Annotated in this window: 23 protein-coding genes, 1 tRNA gene and 1 pseudogene; 3 read left to right on the forward strand and 22 right to left on the reverse strand. The window is 40.0% G+C overall.

The window, feature by feature from the left end; all coding sequences use genetic code 11:
• Positions 1-1,921, reverse strand: a 1,921-nt coding sequence (locus B0183_RS05010) for an ESPR-type extended signal peptide-containing protein (protein WP_268762563.1), incomplete at its 3' end; no start/stop codon positions are given.
• Between the two features lie 235 nt (positions 1,922-2,156).
• Here B0183_RS05010 and argE point away from each other — a divergent pair.
• Positions 2,157-3,299, forward strand: a complete 1,143-nt coding sequence (gene argE, locus B0183_RS05015) for an acetylornithine deacetylase (RefSeq protein ID WP_078208443.1) — start codon at positions 2,157-2,159, stop codon at positions 3,297-3,299.
• A 123-nt stretch (positions 3,300-3,422) separates the two neighbouring features.
• Here the strand turns inward: argE and B0183_RS05020 are convergent.
• The 14 genes from B0183_RS05020 to uspA all read right to left on the reverse strand — a co-directional run bounded on the left by B0183_RS05020 (position 3,423) and on the right by uspA (position 15,432).
• Positions 3,423-3,498: transfer RNA gene (locus tag B0183_RS05020), tRNA-Asn, on the reverse strand.
• 91 nt (positions 3,499-3,589) lie between these two features.
• Positions 3,590-4,339 carry a molybdopterin-synthase adenylyltransferase MoeB gene (gene moeB / locus B0183_RS05025; protein ID WP_021109562.1) on the reverse strand — a complete coding sequence of 250 codons (750 nt, stop codon included), beginning with the start codon at positions 4,337-4,339 and terminating at the stop codon, positions 3,590-3,592.
• Positions 4,336-4,635, reverse strand: a complete 300-nt coding sequence (gene yciH, locus B0183_RS05030) for a stress response translation initiation inhibitor YciH (protein ID WP_021109563.1) — start codon at positions 4,633-4,635, stop codon at positions 4,336-4,338. The genes moeB and yciH overlap by 4 nt, the downstream gene beginning before the upstream one ends.
• 31 nt (positions 4,636-4,666) lie before the next feature.
• Positions 4,667-5,359 (reverse strand): orotidine-5'-phosphate decarboxylase, encoded by a 693-nt coding sequence (pyrF, locus tag B0183_RS05035; RefSeq protein ID WP_021109565.1) that lies wholly within the window; start codon positions 5,357-5,359, stop codon positions 4,667-4,669.
• 15 nt (positions 5,360-5,374) lie between these two features.
• On the reverse strand, positions 5,375-6,568 hold the full coding sequence (gene lapB / locus B0183_RS05040; RefSeq protein WP_021113561.1) for a lipopolysaccharide assembly protein LapB: 1,194 nt from the start codon (positions 6,566-6,568) through the stop codon (positions 5,375-5,377).
• Entirely contained in the window at positions 6,568-6,852 is a 285-nt protein-coding gene (locus B0183_RS05045; protein ID WP_005711531.1) for a LapA family protein, read from the reverse strand. The genes lapB and B0183_RS05045 overlap by 1 nt, the downstream gene beginning before the upstream one ends.
• Before the next feature lie 64 nt (positions 6,853-6,916).
• Complete coding sequence (locus B0183_RS05050; RefSeq protein ID WP_005711533.1) at positions 6,917-7,198, reverse strand: integration host factor subunit beta; 282 nt, start codon at positions 7,196-7,198, stop codon at positions 6,917-6,919.
• Between the two features lie 65 nt (positions 7,199-7,263).
• Positions 7,264-8,931: a 30S ribosomal protein S1 gene (gene rpsA, locus B0183_RS05055; protein ID WP_012621740.1), complete on the reverse strand. Its 1,668-nt coding sequence runs from the start codon at positions 8,929-8,931 to the stop codon at positions 7,264-7,266.
• A 96-nt stretch (positions 8,932-9,027) separates the two neighbouring features.
• Positions 9,028-9,693: a (d)CMP kinase gene (cmk, locus tag B0183_RS05060; RefSeq protein ID WP_010786906.1), complete on the reverse strand. Its 666-nt coding sequence runs from the start codon at positions 9,691-9,693 to the stop codon at positions 9,028-9,030.
• 9 nt (positions 9,694-9,702) lie between these two features.
• The gene (gene degS, locus B0183_RS05065; RefSeq protein ID WP_078208455.1) at positions 9,703-10,728 is read right to left on the reverse strand and encodes an outer membrane-stress sensor serine endopeptidase DegS; all 1,026 of its coding nucleotides are present in this window, start codon (positions 10,726-10,728) and stop codon (positions 9,703-9,705) included.
• A 112-nt stretch (positions 10,729-10,840) separates the two neighbouring features.
• Positions 10,841-11,728, reverse strand: a complete 888-nt coding sequence (gene galU, locus B0183_RS05070) for a UTP--glucose-1-phosphate uridylyltransferase GalU (protein ID WP_021112344.1) — start codon at positions 11,726-11,728, stop codon at positions 10,841-10,843.
• Positions 11,729-11,908: 180 nt separating this feature from the next.
• Complete coding sequence (csrA, locus tag B0183_RS05075; protein WP_021109569.1) at positions 11,909-12,094, reverse strand: carbon storage regulator CsrA; 186 nt, start codon at positions 12,092-12,094, stop codon at positions 11,909-11,911.
• 63 nt (positions 12,095-12,157) lie between these two features.
• Positions 12,158-14,782: an alanine--tRNA ligase gene (alaS, locus tag B0183_RS05080; protein ID WP_078208444.1), complete on the reverse strand. Its 2,625-nt coding sequence runs from the start codon at positions 14,780-14,782 to the stop codon at positions 12,158-12,160.
• A 224-nt stretch (positions 14,783-15,006) separates the two neighbouring features.
• On the reverse strand, positions 15,007-15,432 hold the full coding sequence (uspA, locus tag B0183_RS05085) for a universal stress protein UspA (RefSeq protein ID WP_021112353.1): 426 nt from the start codon (positions 15,430-15,432) through the stop codon (positions 15,007-15,009).
• A 314-nt stretch (positions 15,433-15,746) separates the two neighbouring features.
• On the opposite strand from uspA, the gene B0183_RS05090 reads away from it, so the two are divergent.
• Complete coding sequence (locus B0183_RS05090; RefSeq protein WP_043896234.1) at positions 15,747-18,023, forward strand: DNA internalization-related competence protein ComEC/Rec2; 2,277 nt, start codon at positions 15,747-15,749, stop codon at positions 18,021-18,023.
• A gap of 140 nt (positions 18,024-18,163) precedes the next feature.
• Here B0183_RS05090 and B0183_RS13105 read toward each other — a convergent pair.
• The 5 genes and pseudogenes from B0183_RS13105 to B0183_RS05115 form a co-directional block, all read right to left on the reverse strand.
• Positions 18,164-18,283: pseudogene (locus B0183_RS13105) on the reverse strand (NAD-dependent epimerase/dehydratase family protein); the annotation flags it as partial.
• A 92-nt stretch (positions 18,284-18,375) separates the two neighbouring features.
• Positions 18,376-18,672 (reverse strand): YciI family protein, encoded by a 297-nt coding sequence (locus tag B0183_RS05100; protein WP_021110790.1) that lies wholly within the window; start codon positions 18,670-18,672, stop codon positions 18,376-18,378.
• 11 nt (positions 18,673-18,683) lie between these two features.
• On the reverse strand, positions 18,684-19,124 hold the full coding sequence (yciA, locus tag B0183_RS05105; RefSeq protein ID WP_005711558.1) for an acyl-CoA thioester hydrolase YciA: 441 nt from the start codon (positions 19,122-19,124) through the stop codon (positions 18,684-18,686).
• Entirely contained in the window at positions 19,108-19,671 is a 564-nt protein-coding gene (locus B0183_RS05110) for a septation protein A (protein ID WP_005711560.1), read from the reverse strand. The genes yciA and B0183_RS05110 overlap by 17 nt, the downstream gene beginning before the upstream one ends.
• An 8-nt stretch (positions 19,672-19,679) precedes the next feature.
• Positions 19,680-20,408 carry a hypothetical protein gene (locus B0183_RS05115; RefSeq protein WP_078208445.1) on the reverse strand — a complete coding sequence of 243 codons (729 nt, stop codon included), beginning with the start codon at positions 20,406-20,408 and terminating at the stop codon, positions 19,680-19,682.
• Between the two features lie 178 nt (positions 20,409-20,586).
• Here B0183_RS05115 and yfbV point away from each other — a divergent pair, with 178 nt between their 5' ends.
• Positions 20,587-21,021, forward strand: a complete 435-nt coding sequence (yfbV, locus tag B0183_RS05120) for a terminus macrodomain insulation protein YfbV (protein ID WP_078208446.1) — start codon at positions 20,587-20,589, stop codon at positions 21,019-21,021.
• Here the strand turns inward: yfbV and tadA are convergent.
• Both tadA and B0183_RS05130 read right to left on the reverse strand, forming a co-directional pair.
• The gene (tadA, locus tag B0183_RS05125; RefSeq protein ID WP_043895712.1) at positions 21,003-21,539 is read right to left on the reverse strand and encodes a tRNA adenosine(34) deaminase TadA; all 537 of its coding nucleotides are present in this window, start codon (positions 21,537-21,539) and stop codon (positions 21,003-21,005) included. The genes yfbV and tadA overlap by 19 nt on opposite strands.
• 97 nt (positions 21,540-21,636) lie before the next feature.
• Positions 21,637-23,469, reverse strand: a complete 1,833-nt coding sequence (locus tag B0183_RS05130; protein ID WP_021118186.1) for a DEAD/DEAH box helicase — start codon at positions 23,467-23,469, stop codon at positions 21,637-21,639.
• Between the last annotated feature and the right edge of the window lie 59 nt (positions 23,470-23,528).

The raw sequence follows: 23,528 nt of genomic DNA on the forward strand, positions 1-23,528 counted from the left end.
TTGTACCGTCAGCACCTGCTGGGCCCGCAGAGCCAGTTTCTCCTTTTGGACCAGCAGGCCCCATTGGACCAGCTTCGCCTCTATCGCCTTTTGGACCTGTATCTCCTTTAGGACCCGCTTGTCCTGGATCGCCTTTATCCCCCTTAGGACCAGTTGCACCCGCAGGACCTTGAGGGCCCACTGGTCCTGCCTCTCCTTTTGGTCCTGCCTCTCCTTTTGGACCTGCAGGACCAGGTACACCTTGTGGTCCAGCTGGACCTACTGGACCCGCAGGGCCAGTTTCACCTTTCTCTCCCCTAGCACCTGGAGCTCCATTATCTCCTTTTGGACCAGCAGGCCCCACTGGACCTGTATCTCCTTTTAGACCCTGTTCACCCCTAGCCCCTGCTGGACCTTGAGCACCGGTTGGACCCGCAGGTCCTGCTTGTCCTGCTGGACCTTGTGGTCCTGTTGCTCCAGCAGGACCAGCTTCGCCTCTAGGCCCTGGAGGGCCTTGTTCCCCTCTATCACCTTTCTCACCATTTTTACCGTCTTTCCCCTTAGTAATAGTATCATGGGAGCCATCCGTATAAGTAATTTGCAAATTACCATCTACTATTTTAGTCTCTTTAATTAACTTACCAATCGTAGAAATCGTAATATTTCCGCCCGTTTGTTCTAATTTAATATTACTTCCTGCAGTAAACTGGATCGTATTTCCATTCTGAATTGTAGCTTCAGTGTTATTCGTTTTAATCTTAAAGGATGACATTTTAGCGTCAATCTGAGCCGGTTGATTTATAACATTAATATCTAAACCTATAATAAGTTGTTTATTTTTTGCAGTAACGACCGTTTCATTATTTTTTCCGATAACTTCTAGTGTTTCCCCTAGCTTAATTGAATCAGTTTGAGTAATTTGATCTCCTTTAAAAGTAATACCTTGATTTGTTTTAGTCTCTAATTCATCAATCTTATCAATTTTGCTTTTAGTATCATCGGTTAATTTAACCGTAATCGTATCGTCCTTAGCATGGGAAGTAAGACCATTTTCTCCTTTTACCTTGAGCGTACCATCCCACAACCCCACTTTTGGCTGATCATCACTGGTATCACCACTAATTTTCATCGTCAAAGATTTAAGCTGAGCCACGTTTACTGCGTCAGTATCTTCTTTACCTGCCGCAACGTTGATGATTTGGCGTTTGATGTTGTCATTACCCACAGAAACCGCACCAATAGCATTATTACTAACCTTTTCTGTTGATTTAAAGCCATTAGCTTCCGATTTCTCATCAGTAACAACTGAATGAGTTTGTTTTGCTCCTTCAATACCCCCTTTCGTTTCTGCTCTTGAACCATAACCCAATGCCACACCACCGGCAACGGTAACAATCGAATTGTGACCAAGTGCGATTGCTCTAGTAGCACCACTATTTACCTCGGCACTATCACCAATCGCAACCGATCTTTGACCTAACGCTTTTGCATAATAACCAGAAGCCAAAGAACGATAGCGTGCTTGTGCGTTTGGCCCAACGGCTACGCCATCATGTCCGACCACTTGAGCACTATAACCTATCGCAACAGCAACAGTATCTCTACCTTCTGCATACTTACCGATAACAACAGAACTATTCCCAGCATAACTGCCGAAACCAATACCAATAACACCGTTGTCATAGTGAGGCGCTACATTAGTAGAACCATCTTGAATAAATACAGCTAAACCTACTGGACTAAAAAATATACTTAGTAATACTAGACTTAAAAGACTTAATTTAAATTTATCTTGCTGTTTATCTAAAAAATAATGTGAGGTGCATACTTGAGCTCTTTTATCCGTGCAAGTGGATGTTTTGGTATAAGACTTTACTAACTCAGACACAACTACCCAAGCCTGTTGAGCATGACTCCAAATAACTCTAAATATTTTATTCATAATAACCTTCTCTACTGTTTTTCCTAATAAAACATCGTAAACCTTTATTTACATTTTCAGGATGCACAAATGTGCCCTGACGCTATTGTAAAAAAAAACAATGGGTTAAATTATATTACGTGTGATTTTTCGTTTTTTTGAAAAAGATGAGTTAAATATTGATATGATTATACTTACTTTCCTTAAAATACTAACAAGCTGTGTTTCTATACTCTTCTCAAGAAAGGATCAATAAATGACAATACATCTCTCTTTTATTGAGCGTTATCGCCAATTAATTCAAATTCCTACCATAAGTAGCCTGAATGAAAAATATGACATATCCAATAAAGCATTGATTGAGTTATTGGCTTATTGGTTTAGTGATTTAGGATTTAAAACGGAAATCATCGCCATTAACGGCTCTCATCAAAAATATAACTTACTTGCAACTTATGGCAAAGGAGATGGTGGCTTATTACTGGCTGGGCACACAGATACTGTGCCTTATGATGAGGGGCTCTGGAATTTCAATCCTTTTCAGCTTACAGAAAAAGAAGGGAAATTCTACGGATTAGGTACTGCAGATATGAAGGGCTTTTTTGCTTTCGTGGTTGATGTTCTCAATCAAATTGATTTAGCAAAACTTAAAAAGCCATTACGGATTTTAGCTACTGCGGATGAAGAAACAACGATGCTTGGTGCAAGAACCTTTTCACAACATGCACATATTCGCCCAGATTGTGCGATCATTGGAGAACCTACTTCTCTTAAACCTATCCGAGCACATAAAGGCCATCTTGCTCAAACAGTTCAGGTTATTGGTAAATCTGGCCATTCCAGTAATCCTGCCAGTGGAATTAATGCTATTGAAATTATGTATGAGGTGGTGGGTAACTTACTTCAACTCAAAAATAGCTTAAAACAAAAATACCATAATGAGTTATTCTGTGTTTCTTATCCTACCCTCAACTTCGGAAATATTCATGGTGGTGATGCCCTAAATCGTATTTGTGCTTGCTGTGAGCTACAACTAGAAGTTCGACCATTACCTAATTTAGCCATCCAAGATGCAGAGGATTTAGTGCGACAATATCTTGCGCCTCTTATTGAGACTTGGGGGGATCGCATTCAAGTTAAAGCCTTACATGCGGGTATTCCTGGCTATGAATGCGAACATTCCGCCCAGATCGTAAAGGTGGTTGAAAAATTATTAGGAGAAGAATGTAAAGCAGTTAATTACTGCACTGAAGCACCTTTTATTCAACAACTCTGCCCAACACTAATTTTAGGCCCTGGGAACATTGAACAGGCTCACCAACCTAACGAATATTTAGATGCAAAATTCATTGAACCCACAAGAGAATTATTAGCAAAATTAATTCACCATTTTTGCTAGATAAAAAAAGCCCCTGTACGGGGCAACTCTTTTGATCTAATTCTAGGAGGTATGAATTACTGTTTTATAAAAGGAGACAAATAAAACAAGACCAAAAGCAAAAAACTAAAGGAGGAAATCGTTTGGCTCCTCCTGCTGGACTTGAACCAGCGACATACGGATTAACAGTCCGCCGCTCTACCGACTGAACTAAGGAGGAACATAACGCTTGCATAGTAGGGAAAATCTCTGACATCGTCAAATGTCTAAACCAAACTTTTCAATTCTTGAACAATGAGCGAATTTTAACCTTATTCTTTACTACATATATAACAATTTGACTGTTTAAGCAACTTCATTTCTCGTATAGAAAAATTTAAACCATCAATTACTAAAAGCCGTCCAGACAATATTTGACCAATATTAAGTAAAACTTTAATTGTTTCTAATGCTTGCAAGCTGCCAATAATACCGACAATAGGAGCAATGACCCCAGCTTCAACGCAACTAAGAGTGTTTTCTCCAAACAACTGACTTAAGCAGTGATAACAGGGATCTTGTTTTTGGTAAAGAAAAACACTCACTTGCCCTTCAAAACGAATAGCTGAGCCTGATACAAGCGGTTTCTTTACATTAAAACAAATTTTATTGAGTGTATTACGGATTGTCATATTGTCTGTACAATCCAAAACTACATCAAATTGGGGAATCAATTTAGCCCATTCATCTTCTTCTAAATACGCATTAATGGTTTCGATTTGAATATGGGGATTCAGTTCATGTAAACGCTTTTTAGCCGATTCTACTTTTGGCATGCCGATAGTTGCATCAGAATGTAGTACCTGTCGTTGTAAATTAGAAAGTGAAACCGTATCAAAATCAACTAAGGTTAAATATCCAATACCACTGCTTGCTAAATACTGGCTCGCTGCACAACCTAATCCACCCAATCCAACAATTAAGGCTCGGCTTGCTTTTAACTTTTCTTGCCCATCAAAATCAATGCTTTTCAATATAATCTGACGATTATATCGTAATATTTCTGAATTCAGCATTGTCATTTAACTTTATATCCCTTCTGCTCCAACATTTGCTTAAGCTGATCTCGATTATCACCTTGGATTTCAATCACACCATCTTTAACTGAACCACCACAGCCTGTTTTGCGTTTAAGTTCAGAAGCTAGTGCCACTAAACCACGATCATCTAAATCAACACCTGTAATTACGCAAACGCCCTTCCCTTTACGACCGCTTGTCTGGCGTTGAATACGCACAATGCCATCACCTTTCGGACGTTCAGCCTTCGGTTTTTCTGGTGTAATTCGACCAATTTCTGTGGAATACACTAAAGTCATTTGTAAAATTTCCTTCTACACGAACCGCTTATTAGGCGATAGATTGATTAATTGATTTTAATACTGCAAGAGGATCAGTGGCTTGGGTAATAGGACGACCGATCACCAAATAGTCTGATCCTGTTTCAATCGCTTGTTTTGGAGTCATCACACGACGCTGATCGCCAAAATCACTCCCTTCAGGACGAATACCTGGCGTGACAAGTTTAAAATCTTTGCCACAGTGAGTTCTTAATACCTCAACTTCTTGTGGAGAGCAGACTACACCATCTAACCCTGCACGTTGGCACAAATGGGCAAGACGAATAACTTGTTCCATCGGTGACGCATTAATCCCGATTTGTAATAAATCTAAATCTTCCATACTGGTTAGCACAGTCACACCAATCAATAATGGTGCATCTTTGCCGTAAGGCTCTAAAATTTGTTTTGCGGTTTCCATCATTCGTAAACCGCCGCAGGCGTGTAAATCCACCATCCACACCCCCAAATCTGCCGCCGAATGCACGGCTCTTGCAACGGTGTTAGGAATGTCGTGATATTTTAAATCTAAAAAGACATCAAATTTGCGGTCTTGTAACTGTTTCACAAAGTGTGTACCCAATGTGGTAAACATCTCTTTGCCCACTTTTAAGCGACAAAGGGACGGATCGACTTGATCAACGAAATTGAGGGCTTCGGCTTCTGTTTCATAGTCAAGGGCGACGATAATTTTGTTGTCCATTTAAATTCTCCTATGTTAAATCACTTCTGTAATACTTTGCATCGGTTTAATGCTTTCCCAAGTTCGACAAGATGGGCAGTGCCAAGACAAGCGGTAACTTTGATAACCACAATGAATACAGCGATATTGAAATCCCTGTTTAATTCGATCACCGACCATTTTATGTAATAGAACTAAACTCTCTTTGCCTCTGCCCTCCTCCGCTTCATTTACTTGATAGTAAATAAAACGATGGAAAGTCATTAAACTTGGGAATTGTCTAACTTGTTGATAAAGCCGTGATTGTGCGGCTTCTACACCATCTTTTTGTTCAATAAATTCAGCTAACGCCAAATCAACACTGCTGTTGTGTTTAATTTGGTTGGCTTTGATTAAGAACAGCTCAAAATTATTTTGTTCATTTAACGCAATATAACATTGCTTAATTTTATGTAAAACTTCGCTGATGTAGTTCGGTTCTTGTTCTAATACCGCTTCAAAATAGCGTAATGCCGTTCGCATTTCTTGTTTTTCAAAGAAAAAATCCCCGAAGAGTATTGAGGCTCTTGCACAGTGAGGAACGTAAGAAAGGGCTTTTTGTAATGCTGTTAAAAATGCTTTTTCATCGTCCGATCTGACCGCTTGTGCATATTCACAATAATAGTGAGATAAAGGGATCTTATCCATTTCAGGCTCTATTCTAAGCCTTTTTTCAGCGACATTAATCGCTCTTTTCCATTCTCGTGTTTTGTGATAAATCACAGCAAGCTGACTTAATGAATTGACTGCAAACTCAGGTTCATCAAGCAAGGTAATATAGTAATTTTCTGCCCGATCATAAAAACCTGCAGCCATAAAATCTTTGGCAAGTTGTTGTTTTGCTAGTAATTTTTGTTCAAAGGAATAGTGAGGACTGTTTTCAATCCCTTGATGAATCCGCAAAGCTCTATCAACTTCCCCTCTTGATCGGAATAAATTGCCTAGAGTAATTTCGGCTTCAAATTGTGATTCTGTTGAAATCTGGTTCTCAGACTCCTGCTTTTGTAGCATAGAAAGGAAAAGATCAACCGCCTTTTCCTGCTGATTAGATAAAAGAAAGTTCAAACCCGTGACATAGTCACGGGAAAATTTGTTATTAATTGCATCTTGATCCTTTTTTGCACTACGTTGCCCCATATACCAGCCATACAAGGCTGCAATAGGCAACAAAAGGAACAACAATTCCAGCATTATTCAGCCTTTGGTAAAGTAAGTTCGCTAATTTGTTGAGCTTGGCGTTTTACACGGCGATTTAAGGCAATATTTTGTAATTTCACTTTTAAATAGAAAAATCCCGTGATTAACCAACCTAAAATTAAACCAAATCCAAACAAAATGGCAACAAGGCTAGATAAACGTAATTCGCTTTTTGCGATGATGTAGTTGAATGTAATAAGCTGATCGTTATTTGCCCCAATAGTCACGGCAACAAGAATGATAGCAAGCACAATAATGATGCCCAAAATATATTTCATCTGCGTATCTCCATTATTACATTAGTTTATAAAAAAACGACACCACAGTGTCGCTTTCAGAGAATTAGGCTAAATCAACACGTTCTTTCAGTTCTTTGCCTGCTTTGAAGTGCGGAACATACTTAGCATCTAACTTAACGCTTTCGCCTGTTTTTGGATTACGTCCAACACGAGGCTGACGATAATGTAGAGAAAAACTGCCAAAGCCTCTTACTTCAATGCGTTCACCTTGTTCTAACGACCCCATAATCTGTTCTAAAATTTCTTTTACACTTTCATCAACAGATTTAACTGATAGAGAGGGATATTGAGCTACGAGATTTGCTATTAATTCCGATTTAGTCATATTTTCTCCTTATGCGATAGGTGAAGCGGATATGCTTTCACATATCCGCTTACGAAGAGAGTAAATTACTCGCCTTTTGCTGCTTTGAATGCTTCAGCCATTGCACTTGGAATAGCTTCTTCTTGCTTATTCACTTGTGCAAGTGCTGCTGATTCTTCAGCTTCGTCTTTCGCACGAATAGAAAGGTTTACAATGCGAGCTTTACGATCAACACCTGTGTATTTCGCTTCGATTTCGTCACCTACAGAGATAACTGTTGTGATGTCTTCTACACGATCACGGGTTGCTTCAGCTGCACGAACATAACCTTCTACACCGTCTGCTAATTCAACTTTAACGCCTTTAGCATCAACTTCAACCGCTTTACCTTTCACGATTGCACCTTTTTTAGTGCCTTCAACGAAGTTTGTGAATGGATCAGATTCTAATTGTTTGATACCTAAAGAGATACGCTCTTTCACTGCATCAACTTGTAATACAACAGTTTCTACTTCGTCACCTTTTTTGTAGTTACGAACAGCTTCTTCGCCAGCCATATTCCAAGAAATGTCAGATAAATGAACTAAACCGTCAATGCCACCTTCTAAACCGATAAAGATACCGAAATCAGTGATTGATTTGATTTTACCTTTTACTTTATCGTTTTTGTTGTGAGTTTCAGCGAAGTGTTCCCAAGGGTTTGCTTTACATTGTTTCAAACCTAAAGAAATACGACGACGTTCTTCATCAACTTCAAGTACCATTACTTCAACCACATCACCTACGTTTACCACTTTAGATGGGTGAATGTTTTTGTTTGTCCAGTCCATTTCTGAAACGTGAACTAAACCTTCAACGCCGTCTAAAATCTCAACGAAACAGCCGTAGTCTGTTAAGTTAGTTACTTTACCAGATAATTTGCTGTTTACTGGGTGGTTTTGTGCAATAGCTGCCCACGGATCTTGACCTAATTGTTTTAAGCCTAATGATACACGCGTTTTCTCTTTGTCGAATTTAAGTACTTTAACAGTAACTTCTTGACCCACTGCAACAACTTCACTTGGGTGTTTAACACGTTTCCACGCCATATCTGTGATGTGTAATAAGCCATCAACACCGCCTAAATCTACGAATGCACCGTAGTCAGTTAAGTTCTTCACAGTACCTTTCACTTCAGAACCTTCAACTAAGTTCGCTAATACTTCTTCACGATCAGCAGAGCTTGTTGTTTCGATTACTGCACGACGAGATACCACAACGTTGTTACGTTTTTGGTCTAATTTGATTACTTTAAGTTCTAAAGTTTGACCTTCAAGATTTAAAGAATCACGAACTGGACGGGTATCAACTAATGAACCTGGTAAGAATGCACGAACACCGTTTAACTCAACAGTGAAGCCACCTTTTACTTTACCGTTTACAAAACCAACAACGGTTGCTTGTTCTTCGAAGGCTTTCTCTAACGCAGCCCAAGACTCGTTACGTTTCGCTTTTTCACGAGAAAGTTTGGTCTCACCGAAACCGTCTTCTACTGCATCAAGAGCAACATCAACAACATCACCAACTTGAACTTCTAATTCACCTTGTGCGTTGAAAAACTCTTCAGCAGGGATCGCTGATTCTGATTTTAAACCAGCATCTACAAGTACATAGCCTTTTTGAATTGCAACTACAGTACCTTTAACAATAGAACCTAAACGGGTTTCTTGACCTTTTAGTGATTCTTCAAATAGTTGAGCAAAAGATTCAGTCATAATTAATCTTCTTAAATAAAATAAAACGTCCATTTAGCATCCATCTAAATGGGGTTAGGGATAACGACTTAACAATCCTTTGTTAAGCAAACAAAATTACAATTTTTGAGCAATATAATCCAATGCTTGTTGAATAACTTCCTCAATGGATAAATGCGTTGAATCTAAAATCATCGCATCTTTAGCTGGAACAAGAGGTGCAACAGGGCGATTTCTGTCCCGAAAATCACGCTCTTTTATCTCGGCTAAAATCTCGTCAAAGTTAGCATTAAATCCCTTTTCTTGCAACTGTTTTACACGTCTTTTTGTGCGTTCTTCTGCACTTGCATCTAAAAAGAACTTAATTTCAGCTTCTGGAAAGACGACAGTCCCCATATCTCGCCCATCGGCAATTAATCCTTTAGGACTTCTAAAATCTCTCTGACGTTGTAACAAAGCCTCACGCACTTGAGGATAAACCGCAATTTTTGACGCATTTTGACCCGCTTGTGCCGTACGAATTTGATCGCCAACGTTTTCACCGTCCAAAATGACCTGAATTTCATTATTCTCAGGCACAAATTTCACATTAAGATTTCGCCCAAGCTGCGCAAGAGCCGTTTCATTCTCAAAGGCAATTCCCTGTTTTACTGCAGCCAATGCTAAAATACGGTAAATTGCTCCTGAATCTAAAAAATCAAAGCCTAATTTCTCTGCAAGGGCGTGACACAAGGTTCCTTTTCCTGCACCACTTGGCCCATCAACTGTAATTACAATACCCATATTTATCCTTTATAGCTCTGGAAATTCACCAATAACCACTTCAACTTCTTTCTGTATGCCTTGACGAGAAATTAATACCTTTACCTTACTATTTGGTTTCATTTCTGCAATCAATTCCATCATTTGAGCTGGAGTTTGGGCTTCTGTATCATTTAAACGTAAAATCAAATCACCAGCTAAAATCCCTGCTTTATCCGCAGGTCCACCTTCAGCTACTGTAGTAATTAAGATCCCTTTTTCACCGACTCCTAGCTGTTTAGCCGTATAGTACAACGAGCTATTAACACCAAAATAGCCTCGAATAACACGCCCGTCACGAATAATTTTTTCCATCACCTTATTTGCTAAGGAAATCGGAATCGCAAAATTCAATCCTTCTGCCAATTCATCACTGTTTTTTCCTAAACTTAAAGTGTTAATGCCAATCAACTCACCAGCCGTATTTACCAAAGCTCCGCCTGAATTACCCTTATTAATAGAAACGTCAGTTTGAATAAAGTTTTGCCGACCCATTTCAGATAATGCATTGCGCCCCGTTGCACCAATAATGCCTTGCGTAATACTCTGCCCTAAATTTAACGGATTGCCAATTGCTAAAACCACATCACCGATTTTAGCCACGCGTTTTGAATTTTGAGGAATTGTAGGCAAGTTTTCTGCTTGAATTTTGAGAACAGCAAGATCAGTTAAGGTGTCAGATCCTACCAATGTAGCACTCGAAATCGTCCCCGATTGCAGTGCCACTAAAATTTGATCTGCATTTTGGATAACGTGTTTATTCGTTAAAATATAACCCGTTGAGGTCATAATCACGCCCGATCCCAAATTGTTTACTTGTAACTCCCCTGTATCAGAATGGGTAGAATCAAAGGCCTGATTATAAACATTGACTACCGCAGGCGACGCAATTCTTACCGCATCGTGAAAGCTGATAATCTCTGTTTGAGTGCTTTTGTTTAACCAAGGGGCAACATAAAGAATCAAGCCAGCACAAAAAAGCCCAAAACCTACCGCTTGTGCTATTTTTTTGACGATCACATTTGCTCCTTGTTAGCGTAGGGACACACTGCGTGTGTCCACCAACCATTATTAATAAAAATTTTGAACGGACACACGCAGTGTGTCCCTACATTTTATATAAATTTAATTACAGCGACTTCGATAATTTTTTCAAATAATCTTTAAATTCACCACCAAATTTATCGTGGTTCAAACTGTATTCTACAAAGGCTTCCATATAGCCTAATTTGTCACCACAGTCGAAGGTTTTACCTGTCATATGAAAGGCTTCCACCTCTTGTTGTTCAATCAACATATCAATCGCATCGGTTAATTGAATTTCATCACCCACACCGACCGGTGTTTTGGCAAGTAAATCCCAAATTTCTGCAGAGAAGACATAACGTCCCACAACGGCAAAATTAGACGGAGCTTCTTCAATACTTGGTTTTTCAATAATGTTAGCAATCTTCGCTGTACCTGCAGGTTGTAATTCTGCACCTTGGCAATCTACAATACCATAGTTACTCACATTTTCTTTCGCCACAGGTGCAACCATAATTTGGCTTTTGCCTGTTTCTTTGAAACGTTGAATCATTGCTGCTAAGTTTTCTGTTTTTTGATCTGCAGTAAAATCTGCCAATAACACATCAGGCAATACCACTGCAAAAGGCTCATTTCCTACCACAGCTCGACCACATAATACCGCGTGACCTAATCCTTTCGCTTGCCCCTGACGAACGTGCATCAAGGTCACATCTTTAGGTACAATCGAACGCACTTCATCTAATAGCTGACGTTTCACTCGTTTTTCTAACATTGTTTCGAGTTCAAACGATGTATCAAAGTGGTTTTCGATAGCGTTTTTAGATGAATGAGTGACAAGCACAATTTCTCTTACTCCTGCAGCCACACACTCATTTACAATATATTGAATCAACGGTTTGTCTGCAATGGTTAGCATTTCTTTTGGGATTGCTTTGGTTGCAGGAAGCATACGAGTACCAAGACCTGCGACAGGAATAATCACTTTCATAGAAAAATCCTTAATATATTTAGATAAAGTAAACCGCCTACCTTAAGTAAGCGGTCTGTTTTGCACAAATTTTTTCAAAAAATTGAACACTGCGTTTCAATTTATCTGTTTGTGACATTTGGTTCAAGAATCAAATTCACATTACGTTAGATCAAGAACTTCAGTAAATATCAATATACCTTATTCTGAAGGATTCTCATCTGCTAACGCTTTGATTCTTTGATAAATTTCTTCACGGTGAACCGAAATTTCCTTAGGTGCTTTCACCCCTAATTTAACCTGACTACCACGAATACTTAGGACAGTAATTTCTACATCATCACCGATCAATAAACTTTCGCCAATCTTACGGGTTAGAATAAGCATAACTATCTCTCCTTTTAGATTTAATCAGGGCAAGCCAAAGTCATTCTAACTTACCTCTTATAATTAGAGTTTTGCTTGAATCCAATTCGTCGCAACATTGAGGGCTTGGGTTATATTTTCTGGTTGGCTACCGCCTGCCATTGCCATATCAGCTCTACCACCGCCTTTACCGCCAACTTCTTGAGCCATTAACCCAACAAGCTCGCCTGCATTTACTTTGTCTGTAAGATCTTTTGTTACACCTACGATCAAATTAACTTTTTCATCAGTTTTTGTTGCAAAGACAATCACCGCTGAACCTAGTTGATTTTTCAAGTCATCGACCATCGTTCTTAATGCTTTTGCATCAACGTTTTCTAAACGTTGAACAACCACATTAACCCCGTTGATTTGTTTAGCTTGTTTTGCTAATTCTCCACCAGCTTGAGCTGCAAGTTTATCTTTGAGCTGTTGTAGCTCTTTTTCTACTTTCTTACTTTTCTCTTGTAGTTGTTGGATTTTCTCAACAAGGCTTGCCGTATCTGCTTTTAATAACTCAGCACTTTGGTTAAGAATTTGTTGTTGCTGATGTAATAAGCCGATTGCATTTTCGCCTGTCACCGCTTCAATACGGCGAACACCTGCGGCAACCGCACCTTCAGATACCACTTTGAATAAGCCAATCTCACCTGTTTGTTTAACGTGAGTACCACCACAAAGCTCTACAGAAAATGCTGTTATATCTACAACGCGAACTCTATCTCCATATTTCTCACCGAACAGTGCCATCGCACCTTTTTGCTTCGCTGATTCAAGATCCATTACTTCAGTTGTAACTACAATGTTTTCACGAATTTTCGTATTAATAATACGCTCAATCTCTTCTAAGTCAGCTTTTGAAATCGCTTCACCTTGAGAAAAGTCAAAACGAAGTGAATTTTCTGACACAAGAGAACCTTTTTGTACAACGTGATCACCCAACACTTGACGAAGTACCGAATGTAACAAGTGAGTTGCACTATGGTTTAAGGTAATAGCGTGACGACGTGTCGTATTCACTTCTGCTTTCACCTTATCTCCGACTGATAAAGTGCCTGAAGCTAATTGACCAATATGCCCAAAGACTTGGCCATATTTTTGCGTATCATTGACTTCAAAATTGCAAATTTCTGAAGCAATCACACCGCTATCACCAACCTGACCGCCCGACTCTCCATAGAAAGCGGTACGATCCAAGACAACGACTGCATTTTCCCCCGATTGAATAGCTTCAACCGCCTTACCATTGCTAAATAACGCAACGACAGTCGCTTCACATTCTGTGACCTCATAGCCGTTGAACTCCGTTGAGCCATTAACTTTAATCACATTATTGTAATCTGTACCAAAATTACTGCTTGCCTGCGCTCTTGCACGTTGAGCTTGCATTTCACGCTCAAAGCCAGCTTCATCAATGGTAATACCACGTTCACGGCAAACATCTGCCGTTAAATCCAGTGGGAAACCATAAGTATCGTAAAGTTTAAATGCCACTTCACCTGATAAAACCTTATTCTCTACTTTGGTTAACGCATCTTCTAATAACGCTAAACCACGCTCAAGGGTACGCGCAAACTGATCTTCTTCTGCTTTTAACGCTTTCTGAATATGCGCTTGTTTCTGCGTCAAAATCTCACCAGCCTGCCCCATTGCTTTTGCAAGGGTTGGCACTAATTGATAGAAGAACGCTGATTTCGCACCAAGAATGTTTCCGTGACGCACCGCACGACGAATAATACGACGCAACACATAACCACGACCTTCATTTGACGGCATCACACCATCAGCGATCAAATACGCACAAGAACGAATATGATCTGCAATTACGCGTAACGATTTATTGTCTAAATCTGTCACATTTAACAAAGAAGCAATCTCTTTGATTAACGCTTGGAAAATGTCGATTTCGTAGTTTGAATTAACGTGTTGCAACACCGCACTGATACGCTCTAAACCCATACCCGTATCTACCGACGGCTTAGGTAATTTCTTTAAAGTACCATCTGCTTGACGATTAAACTGCATAAAGACCACGTTCCATACTTCAATGAAACGGTCGCCATCTTCTTCTGTTGAGCCTGGTGGACCTCCCCAAATATGGTCACCATGATCGTAGAAGATCTCAGTACAAGGACCACAAGGACCCGTATCACCCATTTGCCAGAAGTTATCTGACGCATAAGGCGCGCCTTTATTATCACCAATACGCACAATACGCTCAGCAGGCACACCAATCTCTCTATTCCAAATATCATAGGCTTCATCGTCTGTTTCATAGACTGTCACCCACAATTTCTCTTTTGGTAACGCTAACCACTGCGGTGATGTTAAAAATTCCCACGCAAATGCAATCGCATCGGGTTTAAAATAATCACCAAAACTAAAGTTACCTAACATCTCAAAAAAGGTATGGTGACGAGCGGTATAACCTACATTCTCAAGGTCATTATGCTTACCGCCAGCACGCACACAGCGTTGAGAGCTGGTTGCTCTGTTATAACTACGCTTGTCTAATCCTAAGAACACATCTTTAAACTGGTTCATTCCTGCATTCGTGAAAAGCAAGGTTGGATCATTTTCAGGTACAAGCGAGCTACTTGGCACAATCGTATGCCCTTTGCTTTGGAAAAACTCCAAAAAGGCTTGTCTAATCTCTGAAGTTGTTTTCATTAAAGTCACTCAAATGGATATAAAAAACTGTATATCTATGTTTTTACTAAAGTATATTAGTAATTCACACACCTATTTTACACATTTTTTTCAATACTTGTATTTTTTACTGCATAAATTATTGACATTAAGTCAAAAAATAGACCGCCAGAGTAACTGAATGCGATAACTCAGCTACACAAGCGGTCTTTTTTCACGTTTTATTTACCAATCAATAGCTTGAGTTATTCACTTGCTAAAGGAACAACGAGCATATCTACCGTTACACTGTTCATCACTTGACGAGTAGAAGACATAAATTTGCTCCAAAAATCCTGGTGATGACCAGTGACCAATAAGTCCACTTGATACTCCTCTACCGCTTCTTCCAGCACTTGACTAAAATCACCACTACCATTTAAACGTTCAGTAACAGGGTAAGTAATTTTACCAGAGAGTTCCTCTAATGCTTTGATCGTTTCTTCTGACACAGAATCTTGAACAGACGACATATTAATATCAATCAACCCAGTGTAGAGATCCGAAAAGTTCACATCAACGTGGATAACGGATAATTTTGCATTACATTTTTCAGCAAGACTCGCACCTTTACGCAATAATACAAGGCTTTCTTCAGAGAGATCTACGGCAACTAAAATATGTTTATACATAATATACTCCTTGTTGTGTTTAGTAATAACTGAGCCATCTCAGCTTTCGAGCTAATACTACCACACTCCTTGTAGTTAAAATTTGAACTACTTCTCAATTTTGAAAATTCTTTGAAAAATTTGTCAAGTTATTTGCATTTCTTATCTAACTTTTTAATCTAAATTAAAAAGATATCGTGTTAAAAATCATAACTACAAACAATTTGATATACCAATATTTATTTTTGTGATCCCTGTCGAAAAACATTATTTTTCTACTTTTCTCTCTTTTCATCATTGGCATACTGTAATCTCTTTGATTAGGTATGTTGATGATGTCTATTGATCGTGTCTGTTTAATGCTCTTTTTCGGTTTATTGCCGTTGATTGTTCTGCCTGCTTCGTGGCTTGGCTATGTGGTGGTATTTTCTCTTGCCCTTGCATTATGGGGAGTATGGCGTGGGAAATTGGGGATCTTGCTGTTGGGTGGTGTGTTAGCGGTGAGTTACGCCCAGATTATGCAACTTGCAAAAAAACATCAGGAACAGACCGCTGTTAAGGTGCAAGAGCGGGTGTTAGTGAAGCAAATTTTAAAACAGCAAGAATATCAAACTGCCGTTGTAGAGCGTGCTAATGGGGACTATGTTTATGTCAATTGGCAAGCTGATGAGCCATTGATACTGGAAGCAAGTTATAACGCGGAACTGGCATTGAAGCCTTTGTCCGCTCGCTTAAATGATGGCAATTTTGATCGACAAAAATGGTATGTGGCTCAACATATCTCAGCAACAGCTACGGTCAAAAAAGCAGTAAAAGTGAACGAACAACAAGGCTTGCGTGCAATTTGGCTTGATCGTATGCGAGAACAGACCGCCCCTTTTGCAACGCAAGGGTTACTGCTTGCCCTTGCTTTTGGTGAACGGGCTTGGTTAAGTCAAAGCCATTGGGAGATCTTTCAGCAAACAACCACTGCTCATTTGATTGCCATTTCAGGCTCGCATATTGTTCTGGTTTATCTGTTAGCCTTTTGGACGGCGAAAGCTGGGCAGTGGTTATTATTGCGATTTCGTTATCTGAAAGCGGTGGGGTTGTCCTTGTATTTTGCAAGGGGAGTAGGGTGGTGTGTGGCGTTGGGATATAGTTTTTTGGCAGGCTTCCAAATTCCAACGGTACGGGCAATGGTGGCGATTTCATTGGTTTTGCTGGTGCAATATGCTCGTCGTCATTATACGCCTTGGCAGTTATGGCTTCGTGGTGTGGTGCTATTAGTCGTCTTTGATCCGCTGACGTTACTTTCCGATAGCTTTTGGCTCTCTGTTTTGGCTGTTGCTAGCCTAATTATTTGGTATCAGGCTTTTCCACTCAAGCGGTTTGATTTTGTCAAAAATATGCAAAATCGAGTGATGAAGTTGCTGTTAGAGTTGTTTCATCTGCAGTTAGGCATTTGGCTAGTGTTCTCGCCTATTCAACTCAGTTTTTTTGATGGCACATCACCTTTCGCTTTGTTAGCCAATTTGATCATTGTTCCACTTTATAGCTTTATTCTTATCCCATTGATTTTATTTAGTTTATTAACAGATAACCTATTTCAAACTTGGTGGCTTTGCCATCAACTTGCAGAGTGGGGGATTGATTGGATTGAGCCATTTTCCCATCATTGGCTCTATTTAAGTGTCGATCAACAATGGGGATTAATATGCCTTAATCTATTGATTATAATAGGATTATATGGTGTTTTTCAGCAACGTTTTTCTCTCTATTATGGGTTAGCAACAGTGGCATTGCCTTTAGCATTGTGGATCGGATTTCATTTTGTAAAAGATACACTTAAACCACCACTTGTAAAATGGGTGAATTTTGATGTGGGGCAAGGGTTGGCAATGGGATTGATTTATCAACACCAAGGTAAACAGAAAGCCATTCTCTATGATACAGGCGTTGCGTGGCAAGGTGGTACAATGGCGGAATTGGAAATACTGCCCTATTTACGCCGTGAAGGGATAGTGGTCGAAGCTATTTTTGTTAGCCACGATGATAACGATCACGCTGGGGGCGTTTTGCCATTACTACAAGCCTACCCAAATGCACGGTTGATCCTTTCGGGTAAAAATCATTATAGTAACCAAGTCGCCGAGCCTTGTATAGCAGGCAATCAGTGGCAGTTCAGCACAATGCACCTTGAAGCGATTTATCCTTTACAACTGAGCGAGCGAGCTAAAAATGAACACTCTTGTGTATTACGAGTGTCGATAGGGCAATATAGATTGCTTCTTACTGGGGATAGTGGGATTGCGGAAGAACGACAATATGCAAGCCAGATCGGTAAGATCGATTTTCTTCAAGTAGGACACCACGGCAGTAAAACCAGTACCAGCCAAACTTTGTTAGCTCACATCCAACCCACTTGGGCGATTATTTCGGCTGGGCGTTGGAACCCGTGGAAAATGCCAAATAGTCAAGTTATTCAACGGCTTGAGCAGTATCAAGTGAAGTGGCTTAATACTGCTCAAGTGGGAATGATCCAAGTCGATTTTTATTCAGATAATTACAACATTTCCACCGCAAGAAACCGCTTTAGTCCTTGGTATCAGGGGATAGGGGCAAATGAATAAATTGAGTTTTGTAGCCTGCGGATAAGCTAATTTTACATCAACGATACCCATTCGGATTGTTCTTTTGCCAATGCCACGTATCTTTCATCATCTGTGGCAAATCACATTCAGTTTTCCAGCCTAACTTTTCCCACGCTTTTCAAATCACTTGGGTGAGCTCCAACTGGATTGAAATAACGTAATACCGCTGCAGAGAATTGTGGATTAGCCTTAACGGTATCTTCTAAAATCCGTTCCACCATATATTTTGATATGCCATAGCAACTGTTTATCGACTATATCTCAATTAGATAAGCACCCAAATAATAACATTACTTGGTTTCTTATCTGAATTGAATCTATATTAATTAAACTAAAACACCTTTTTAAACGGCTTCACAATCACTTCGCCATAAACCCCTGCTTCCACATAAGGATCTTGGCTTGCCCACTGTTTTGCTTCTTCAAGTGAATTGAATTTTGCAATAACAGTTGAACCTGTAAAACCTGCTTCACCTGGGTTTTCATCATCAATCGCTGGGTTTGGACCTGCGGTTAAAAGGCGATCTTCGGCTTGAAGTTGTTTTAGACGTTCGAGGTGTTTTCCACGCACGGCTAAACGTTTTTCAAGGGTGTTTGGTATGTCTTGAGCAAAAATTACATAGTACATAATGTCCTCCATTAAGGTTCAATTAAAGCTAAGGCTTGGTCAAGATCTGGGTTGTTTTCTCGTGGGATAACACGAGGTTTGCCGTTGCTATCTACAGCAACAAAGGTAAAGAGTGCTTCGGTGACACAGTGGCGTTCTCTCATTCCTTCATACACTTTTTTGATCCATACTTCGACTTTGATTTGAAGTGAGGTGCGTCCAACTTTGGTGCATTTGCCGTAACAGCAAACCACATCACCGACTGACACAGGCAGTAAGAACGACATTTTATCTACTGAAACAGTCACTACTCTGCCTTTAACTAGCTCTTTTGCTAAAATCGCACCGCCCATATCCATTTGTGACATTATCCAACCACCAAAAATATCGCCGTTGGCGTTGGTGTCTGATGGCATTGCGAGGGTGCGTAAAATTAATGTGCCTTCAGGCTGGCGTTTAGTTTGTGTTTCCATTATTTTCCTCTTTTTGTTCTAGTTGTTTTAGGTGGGGGTAGAGATATAAGCCTGTGCCGATAACGGCAATGAGGCTTAATCCTGTTAAACCGAACACCTTGAAATTTGCCCAAACATCGTCAGAGAAGAACTCACTGATGATGATGTTGATGATCATACAGAAGATGAAAAAGCCTGCCCAACCTAAATTGAGCTTTTCCCATACGTTTTGTGGCAGTTTGAGTTCTTTGCCAAGTAACATTTGGATAAGAGGCTTTTTGAATACGTATTGGCTAACGAGTAACGCTACCGCAAAAATGGCATTGACAATGGTGACTTTCCATTTAAGGAATGCCAGGTCGTTAAAGTAAGCGGTAAGTAAGCCGAAGAAAACGACCGCTATTCCCATAATCCATTGATTTTTTTCGATTTTTTTATAAAGCAACTGTAAAGCGATAAATTGAACCACGGTAGCGGCAACTAGCACTAATGCTGCTTCTTGTACGCCATAGGTTTTATAGACGACAAAAAAGAGGATCAGTGGAATAAATTCAAGTAACTGTTTCATTGTCAATCCTATTGGCGATACACTTGATAGAAACGGAAACCAAATACAACAACAAATAAGCTGATAAAGGCTCCGACCACTTGTGAAAGAATAATCCCGACATCTTCGCCAATTCTACCGATTAATGAACCTAACAAGCTAGGAAAGAAATAACTTAAGATACAAAATAGGAAAAGCGGCACCATTCTGCCTCGACTTAATCCCCAAGTAAAACGTAAGGTTTGCATAATGCCTTGTGGGGTTTCAAGTAAATAGACATAGACGACAAGGCTAAGTTTGATAAACAAATAGATACCTGTTGCCATAAGCAGTAAGATCATTATAGCAAGATTGCCTTGTTGCCCGACGGTGCCACCAAATGAGATACCGATTGAAAGTGGCATTACCATAAAGATCGACAACAAAATGATTGGAAAAAAGGCTTTGAGAGTTGCCCCGATATTTTGGCTGAAATGTTGATAAGTGCCACTGTTGATAGATTTAATGTTTAAAATCAATAATATATTGATAAATACACTAATCAAAGCAGAAATAATGGTTGGGGCAAGTTGTGATGTAAGTAAAGTTAACATCTCTTGATTTGATGTATTTCCTGCCTGTATTTCTACTCTAGGAAAGAGAAAAATGGTGGATAATTGTAATAAAATTAATAATGCGGTACCCGTAAGCGTAAAGCTCCCTTGATTACGGATAAAATTCCAACTATCTTGTAACAAACTTGGAAATTTAATCGGCATTTGACTTCCTTAAATTAATGTGGTGAAAATTCAACATAATACAGTATGGTATAGCATTTGCTACATCATTCTGCGTAACTATATGGAAAGTATAGCAACTGTTGTGATAATTCGCTATTGTAGATTTTGTAGAGATGAGTAGAATGTAACTTGAATTATTTAACGATAAAGGCAAATTATGTATCACACCTTGCAAGCAGGACAGCGTTACCTCAATACCTTCCCAAATCAGAAGAAACTCGGACTGTTTATGCCCGATTATCGTTTAATCCGCTTAGTTAAATTTTCGTCACATTTTATGCCTGCTTTTGCTTGTTTTGCGTTAGTTTGGCAATACTTTTTCCACGATCCTGAACAATCCATTCTAGCCAATGCAACCTTAACGGCGTTGTTTGCATTGAGTATCCCATTTCAAGGGTTATTTTGGCTTGGGCGACGGGCGAAATCGCCGCTACCCTTGGGGTTGTTGCAATGGTATGAAGAACTTCGTCAAAAGTTGATCAGTGAGCAACATAATATCGCTAACCAAGCGTTTCCTTCTTATCAAGATTTTGCGAATTTGTTGCAATTAGCTGAAAAGACGTGGGGACAGAGCTATTTTGATGAGTTGTAGTTAACATGCTGATTTTTCTGCTCTTCCCTTCTCTTTCTAAAAAAAGCACTGATTTTTTGGCTACACTCATCAGCCATCACGCCACCTCGAATTTGCAGAAAATGGTTCATTTTATAGTCTTCAAAAAGATGAAAGCGAGAGCCTAGCGCCCCTGTTTTGTAATCCGAGGCTCCAAATACCAACCGCCCAATACGGCTATGTAAAATCGCTCCAGCACACATTGTACAAGGCTCTAGGGTCACATAAAGGATTGTATCTAATAGGCGATAGTTTTGTATCTGTTGTCCCCCCATTCGGATTGCTTGAATTTCTGCGTGAGCGGTTGGATCAGAGAGAATAATTGCACGGTTCCACCCCTCTCCGATAATATTGCCTGTTTTATCGACCAACACTGCCCCAACGGGAATTTCCCCTTCTGCTTCGGCTTTATCTGCAAGGGATAAGGCGTATTGCATAAAGTAAACATCCTGTTCGGTTAAGGTTAAATCGCAATGGGATTGGGTGGGTTGGATAAACATAATTTAATTAAAATGGTAGGGACACACTGCGTGTGTCCATAAATCACAATTTTAGGTACAAGTAGCGGACACACGCAGTGTGTCCCTACGCATCAGATTATCGACGACCACGCTCGTTAAAACGTTTTTCTTTAAATCCACCTTCTTTGCGGTCTTTAAAGCCACGTTCTTCACGGCGGCCCTCTCTGCCACCTCGTTCGTGACGGTCTCCACGACCTTTACCACGTCCGCCTTTATCTTCATAAGAGTTAGCATTAGTTGTACTGCCCACAGGACCTAAGAAAGACATTTGCATTGGTTTGCTTAACACTCGTGCTTTCTGTGCGAAATGTTGCACTAAATGTTTCGGCATACCCTGTGGTAATTCAATGGTTGAGTATTTATCGTGTAACTTGATATGTCCGATATAACGGCTGTTAATATCACCCTCGTTGGCAATCGCTCCAACAATGTGACGCACTTCAACACCATCTTCACGACCAAGTTCGATACGATAGAGATCCATCGTAACGCCGTTGTTATCACGATGCTCACGACCGCCACCACGACGTTCCGCAGAACGTGGATTTTCACGTCCTTTTCCACGCTCAGCACGAGAAGGGCGAATTTCAGGATCTGGCGGAAGAATAAGTTTTTGTTTTTCTTGCAACAACATCATCATTGCTGCAGCTAATTCTTCGTGATCTTGGTCTGCCGTGAATAGATCTTCTAATAATTCACGATAAAGCTCTAAATCGTGATGTTCTAATTGTAATGAAATGCGTGCTTTAAATTTCTCACGACGTTTTTCCATTAAAATTTCGTGATTTGGTACTGGCACTTCATCAATCGGCTTTTTGATTAAGTGTTCAATGTTTTTCAATAAACGACGTTCACGCGGCTCTACAAATAATAATGCACGACCTGAACGACCAGCACGACCTGTACGACCGATACGGTGAACATAAGATTCTGCGTCAAGTGGAATGTCGTAGTTTACTACCAAACTGATACGCTCAATGTCGATACCACGAGCCGCCACGTCCGTTGCCACAATCACATCTAAACGACCTGATTTTAGTTTTTCCAATGCTTGTTCACGCGCTTGTTGAGTCATATCACCGTTTAATGCGGCTGCACGATAGCCATTACGCTCACAGAGTTCAGCAATATCAATGGTACCCGTTTTGGTACGAGTAAAAATAATCGCCGCATCAAACTCTTCTACTTCTAAGAAACGCAATAACGCATCATTTTTACGGAAGCCGTTCACTAACCAGTAGCTTTGCGCAATATCTGGTGCAGAACGTTGGGTTGCCTGAATTTTAACCTCTTGCGGATCTTTCATAAAACGCTTGGTAATACGGCGAATTGGCTCTGGCATTGTGGCAGAGAAAAGTGCCGTTTGGTGATCTTCAGGTAATTCCGCCATAACCGTTTCAACGTCTTCGATAAAGCCCATACGCAACATTTCGTCTGCTTCATCTAATACAATCGCTTTCAACATAGAAAGATCTAAGGTGCCACGGCGAATATGGTCAAGAATACGCCCTGGTGTTCCTACCACAACTTGCGCACCATTTTTTAAAGCACGGATTTGAATATCATAACGCTGACCACCATAAATCGTGACCGTGCGAATACCTTTCATATTTTTGCTGAACTGCTCACAAGCATCTGCCACTTGGATTGCTAATTCACGGGTTGGCGCCATCACCAACATTTGTGGGTGACGCTGTTCTGGATCAATTTGAGCCAAAATAGGCAAAGAGAATGCCGCTGTTTTACCACTTCCTGTTTGTGCCATACCTAACACATCACGACCATTTAAAAGGTGTGGAATACAGGCTTGCTGGATCGGTGATGGGGTTACAAAACCCATTTCATTTACAGCGTTAAGGATAGATTGTGGTAAGCCTAAATCGGCGAAAGTTAAAGTTGTTTCAGTCATAAAATTCCAAAATTGGTTATTTTAGGGAATGTGTTTTTCCACAAAACTGATCCCCCTCT

The organism is Glaesserella parasuis, assembly GCF_002015085.1.
Lineage (GTDB): Bacteria > Pseudomonadota > Gammaproteobacteria > Enterobacterales > Pasteurellaceae > Glaesserella > Glaesserella parasuis.

Bases quoted from the DNA above. Each gene is read 5' to 3' on its own strand.
- uspA (WP_021112353.1), bottom strand. From the start codon at position 15,432: ATGTATAAACATATTTTAGTTGCCGTAGATCTCTCTGAAGAAAGCCTT.
- B0183_RS05130 (WP_021118186.1), bottom strand. From the start codon at position 23,469: ATGACTGAAACAACTTTAACTTTCGCCGATTTAGGCTTACCACAATCT.
- B0183_RS05050 (WP_005711533.1), bottom strand. From the start codon at position 7,198: ATGACTAAATCGGAATTAATAGCAAATCTCGTAGCTCAATATCCCTCT.
- yciH (WP_021109563.1), bottom strand. From the start codon at position 4,635: ATGACTTTAGTGTATTCCACAGAAATTGGTCGAATTACACCAGAAAAA.
- B0183_RS05110 (WP_005711560.1), bottom strand. From the start codon at position 19,671: ATGAAACAGTTACTTGAATTTATTCCACTGATCCTCTTTTTTGTCGTC.
- B0183_RS05045 (WP_005711531.1), bottom strand. From the start codon at position 6,852: ATGAAATATATTTTGGGCATCATTATTGTGCTTGCTATCATTCTTGTT.
- yciA (WP_005711558.1), bottom strand. From the start codon at position 19,124: ATGGAAACACAAACTAAACGCCAGCCTGAAGGCACATTAATTTTACGC.
- cmk (WP_010786906.1), bottom strand. From the start codon at position 9,693: ATGGGTATTGTAATTACAGTTGATGGGCCAAGTGGTGCAGGAAAAGGA.
- csrA (WP_021109569.1), bottom strand. From the start codon at position 12,094: ATGCTTATTCTAACCCGTAAGATTGGCGAAAGTTTATTGATCGGTGAT.
- alaS (WP_078208444.1), bottom strand. From the start codon at position 14,782: ATGAAAACAACTTCAGAGATTAGACAAGCCTTTTTGGAGTTTTTCCAA.
- yfbV (WP_078208446.1), top strand. From the start codon at position 20,587: ATGTATCACACCTTGCAAGCAGGACAGCGTTACCTCAATACCTTCCCA.
- pyrF (WP_021109565.1), bottom strand. From the start codon at position 5,359: ATGGACAACAAAATTATCGTCGCCCTTGACTATGAAACAGAAGCCGAA.
- tadA (WP_043895712.1), bottom strand. From the start codon at position 21,539: ATGTTTATCCAACCCACCCAATCCCATTGCGATTTAACCTTAACCGAA.
- B0183_RS05100 (WP_021110790.1), bottom strand. From the start codon at position 18,672: ATGTACTATGTAATTTTTGCTCAAGACATACCAAACACCCTTGAAAAA.
- B0183_RS05115 (WP_078208445.1), bottom strand. From the start codon at position 20,408: ATGCCGATTAAATTTCCAAGTTTGTTACAAGATAGTTGGAATTTTATC.
- moeB (WP_021109562.1), bottom strand. From the start codon at position 4,339: ATGACAATGCTGAATTCAGAAATATTACGATATAATCGTCAGATTATA.
- argE (WP_078208443.1), top strand. From the start codon at position 2,157: ATGACAATACATCTCTCTTTTATTGAGCGTTATCGCCAATTAATTCAA.
- rpsA (WP_012621740.1), bottom strand. From the start codon at position 8,931: ATGACTGAATCTTTTGCTCAACTATTTGAAGAATCACTAAAAGGTCAA.
- galU (WP_021112344.1), bottom strand. From the start codon at position 11,728: ATGAAAGTGATTATTCCTGTCGCAGGTCTTGGTACTCGTATGCTTCCT.
- B0183_RS05090 (WP_043896234.1), top strand. From the start codon at position 15,747: ATGTCTATTGATCGTGTCTGTTTAATGCTCTTTTTCGGTTTATTGCCG.
- lapB (WP_021113561.1), bottom strand. From the start codon at position 6,568: ATGCTGGAATTGTTGTTCCTTTTGTTGCCTATTGCAGCCTTGTATGGC.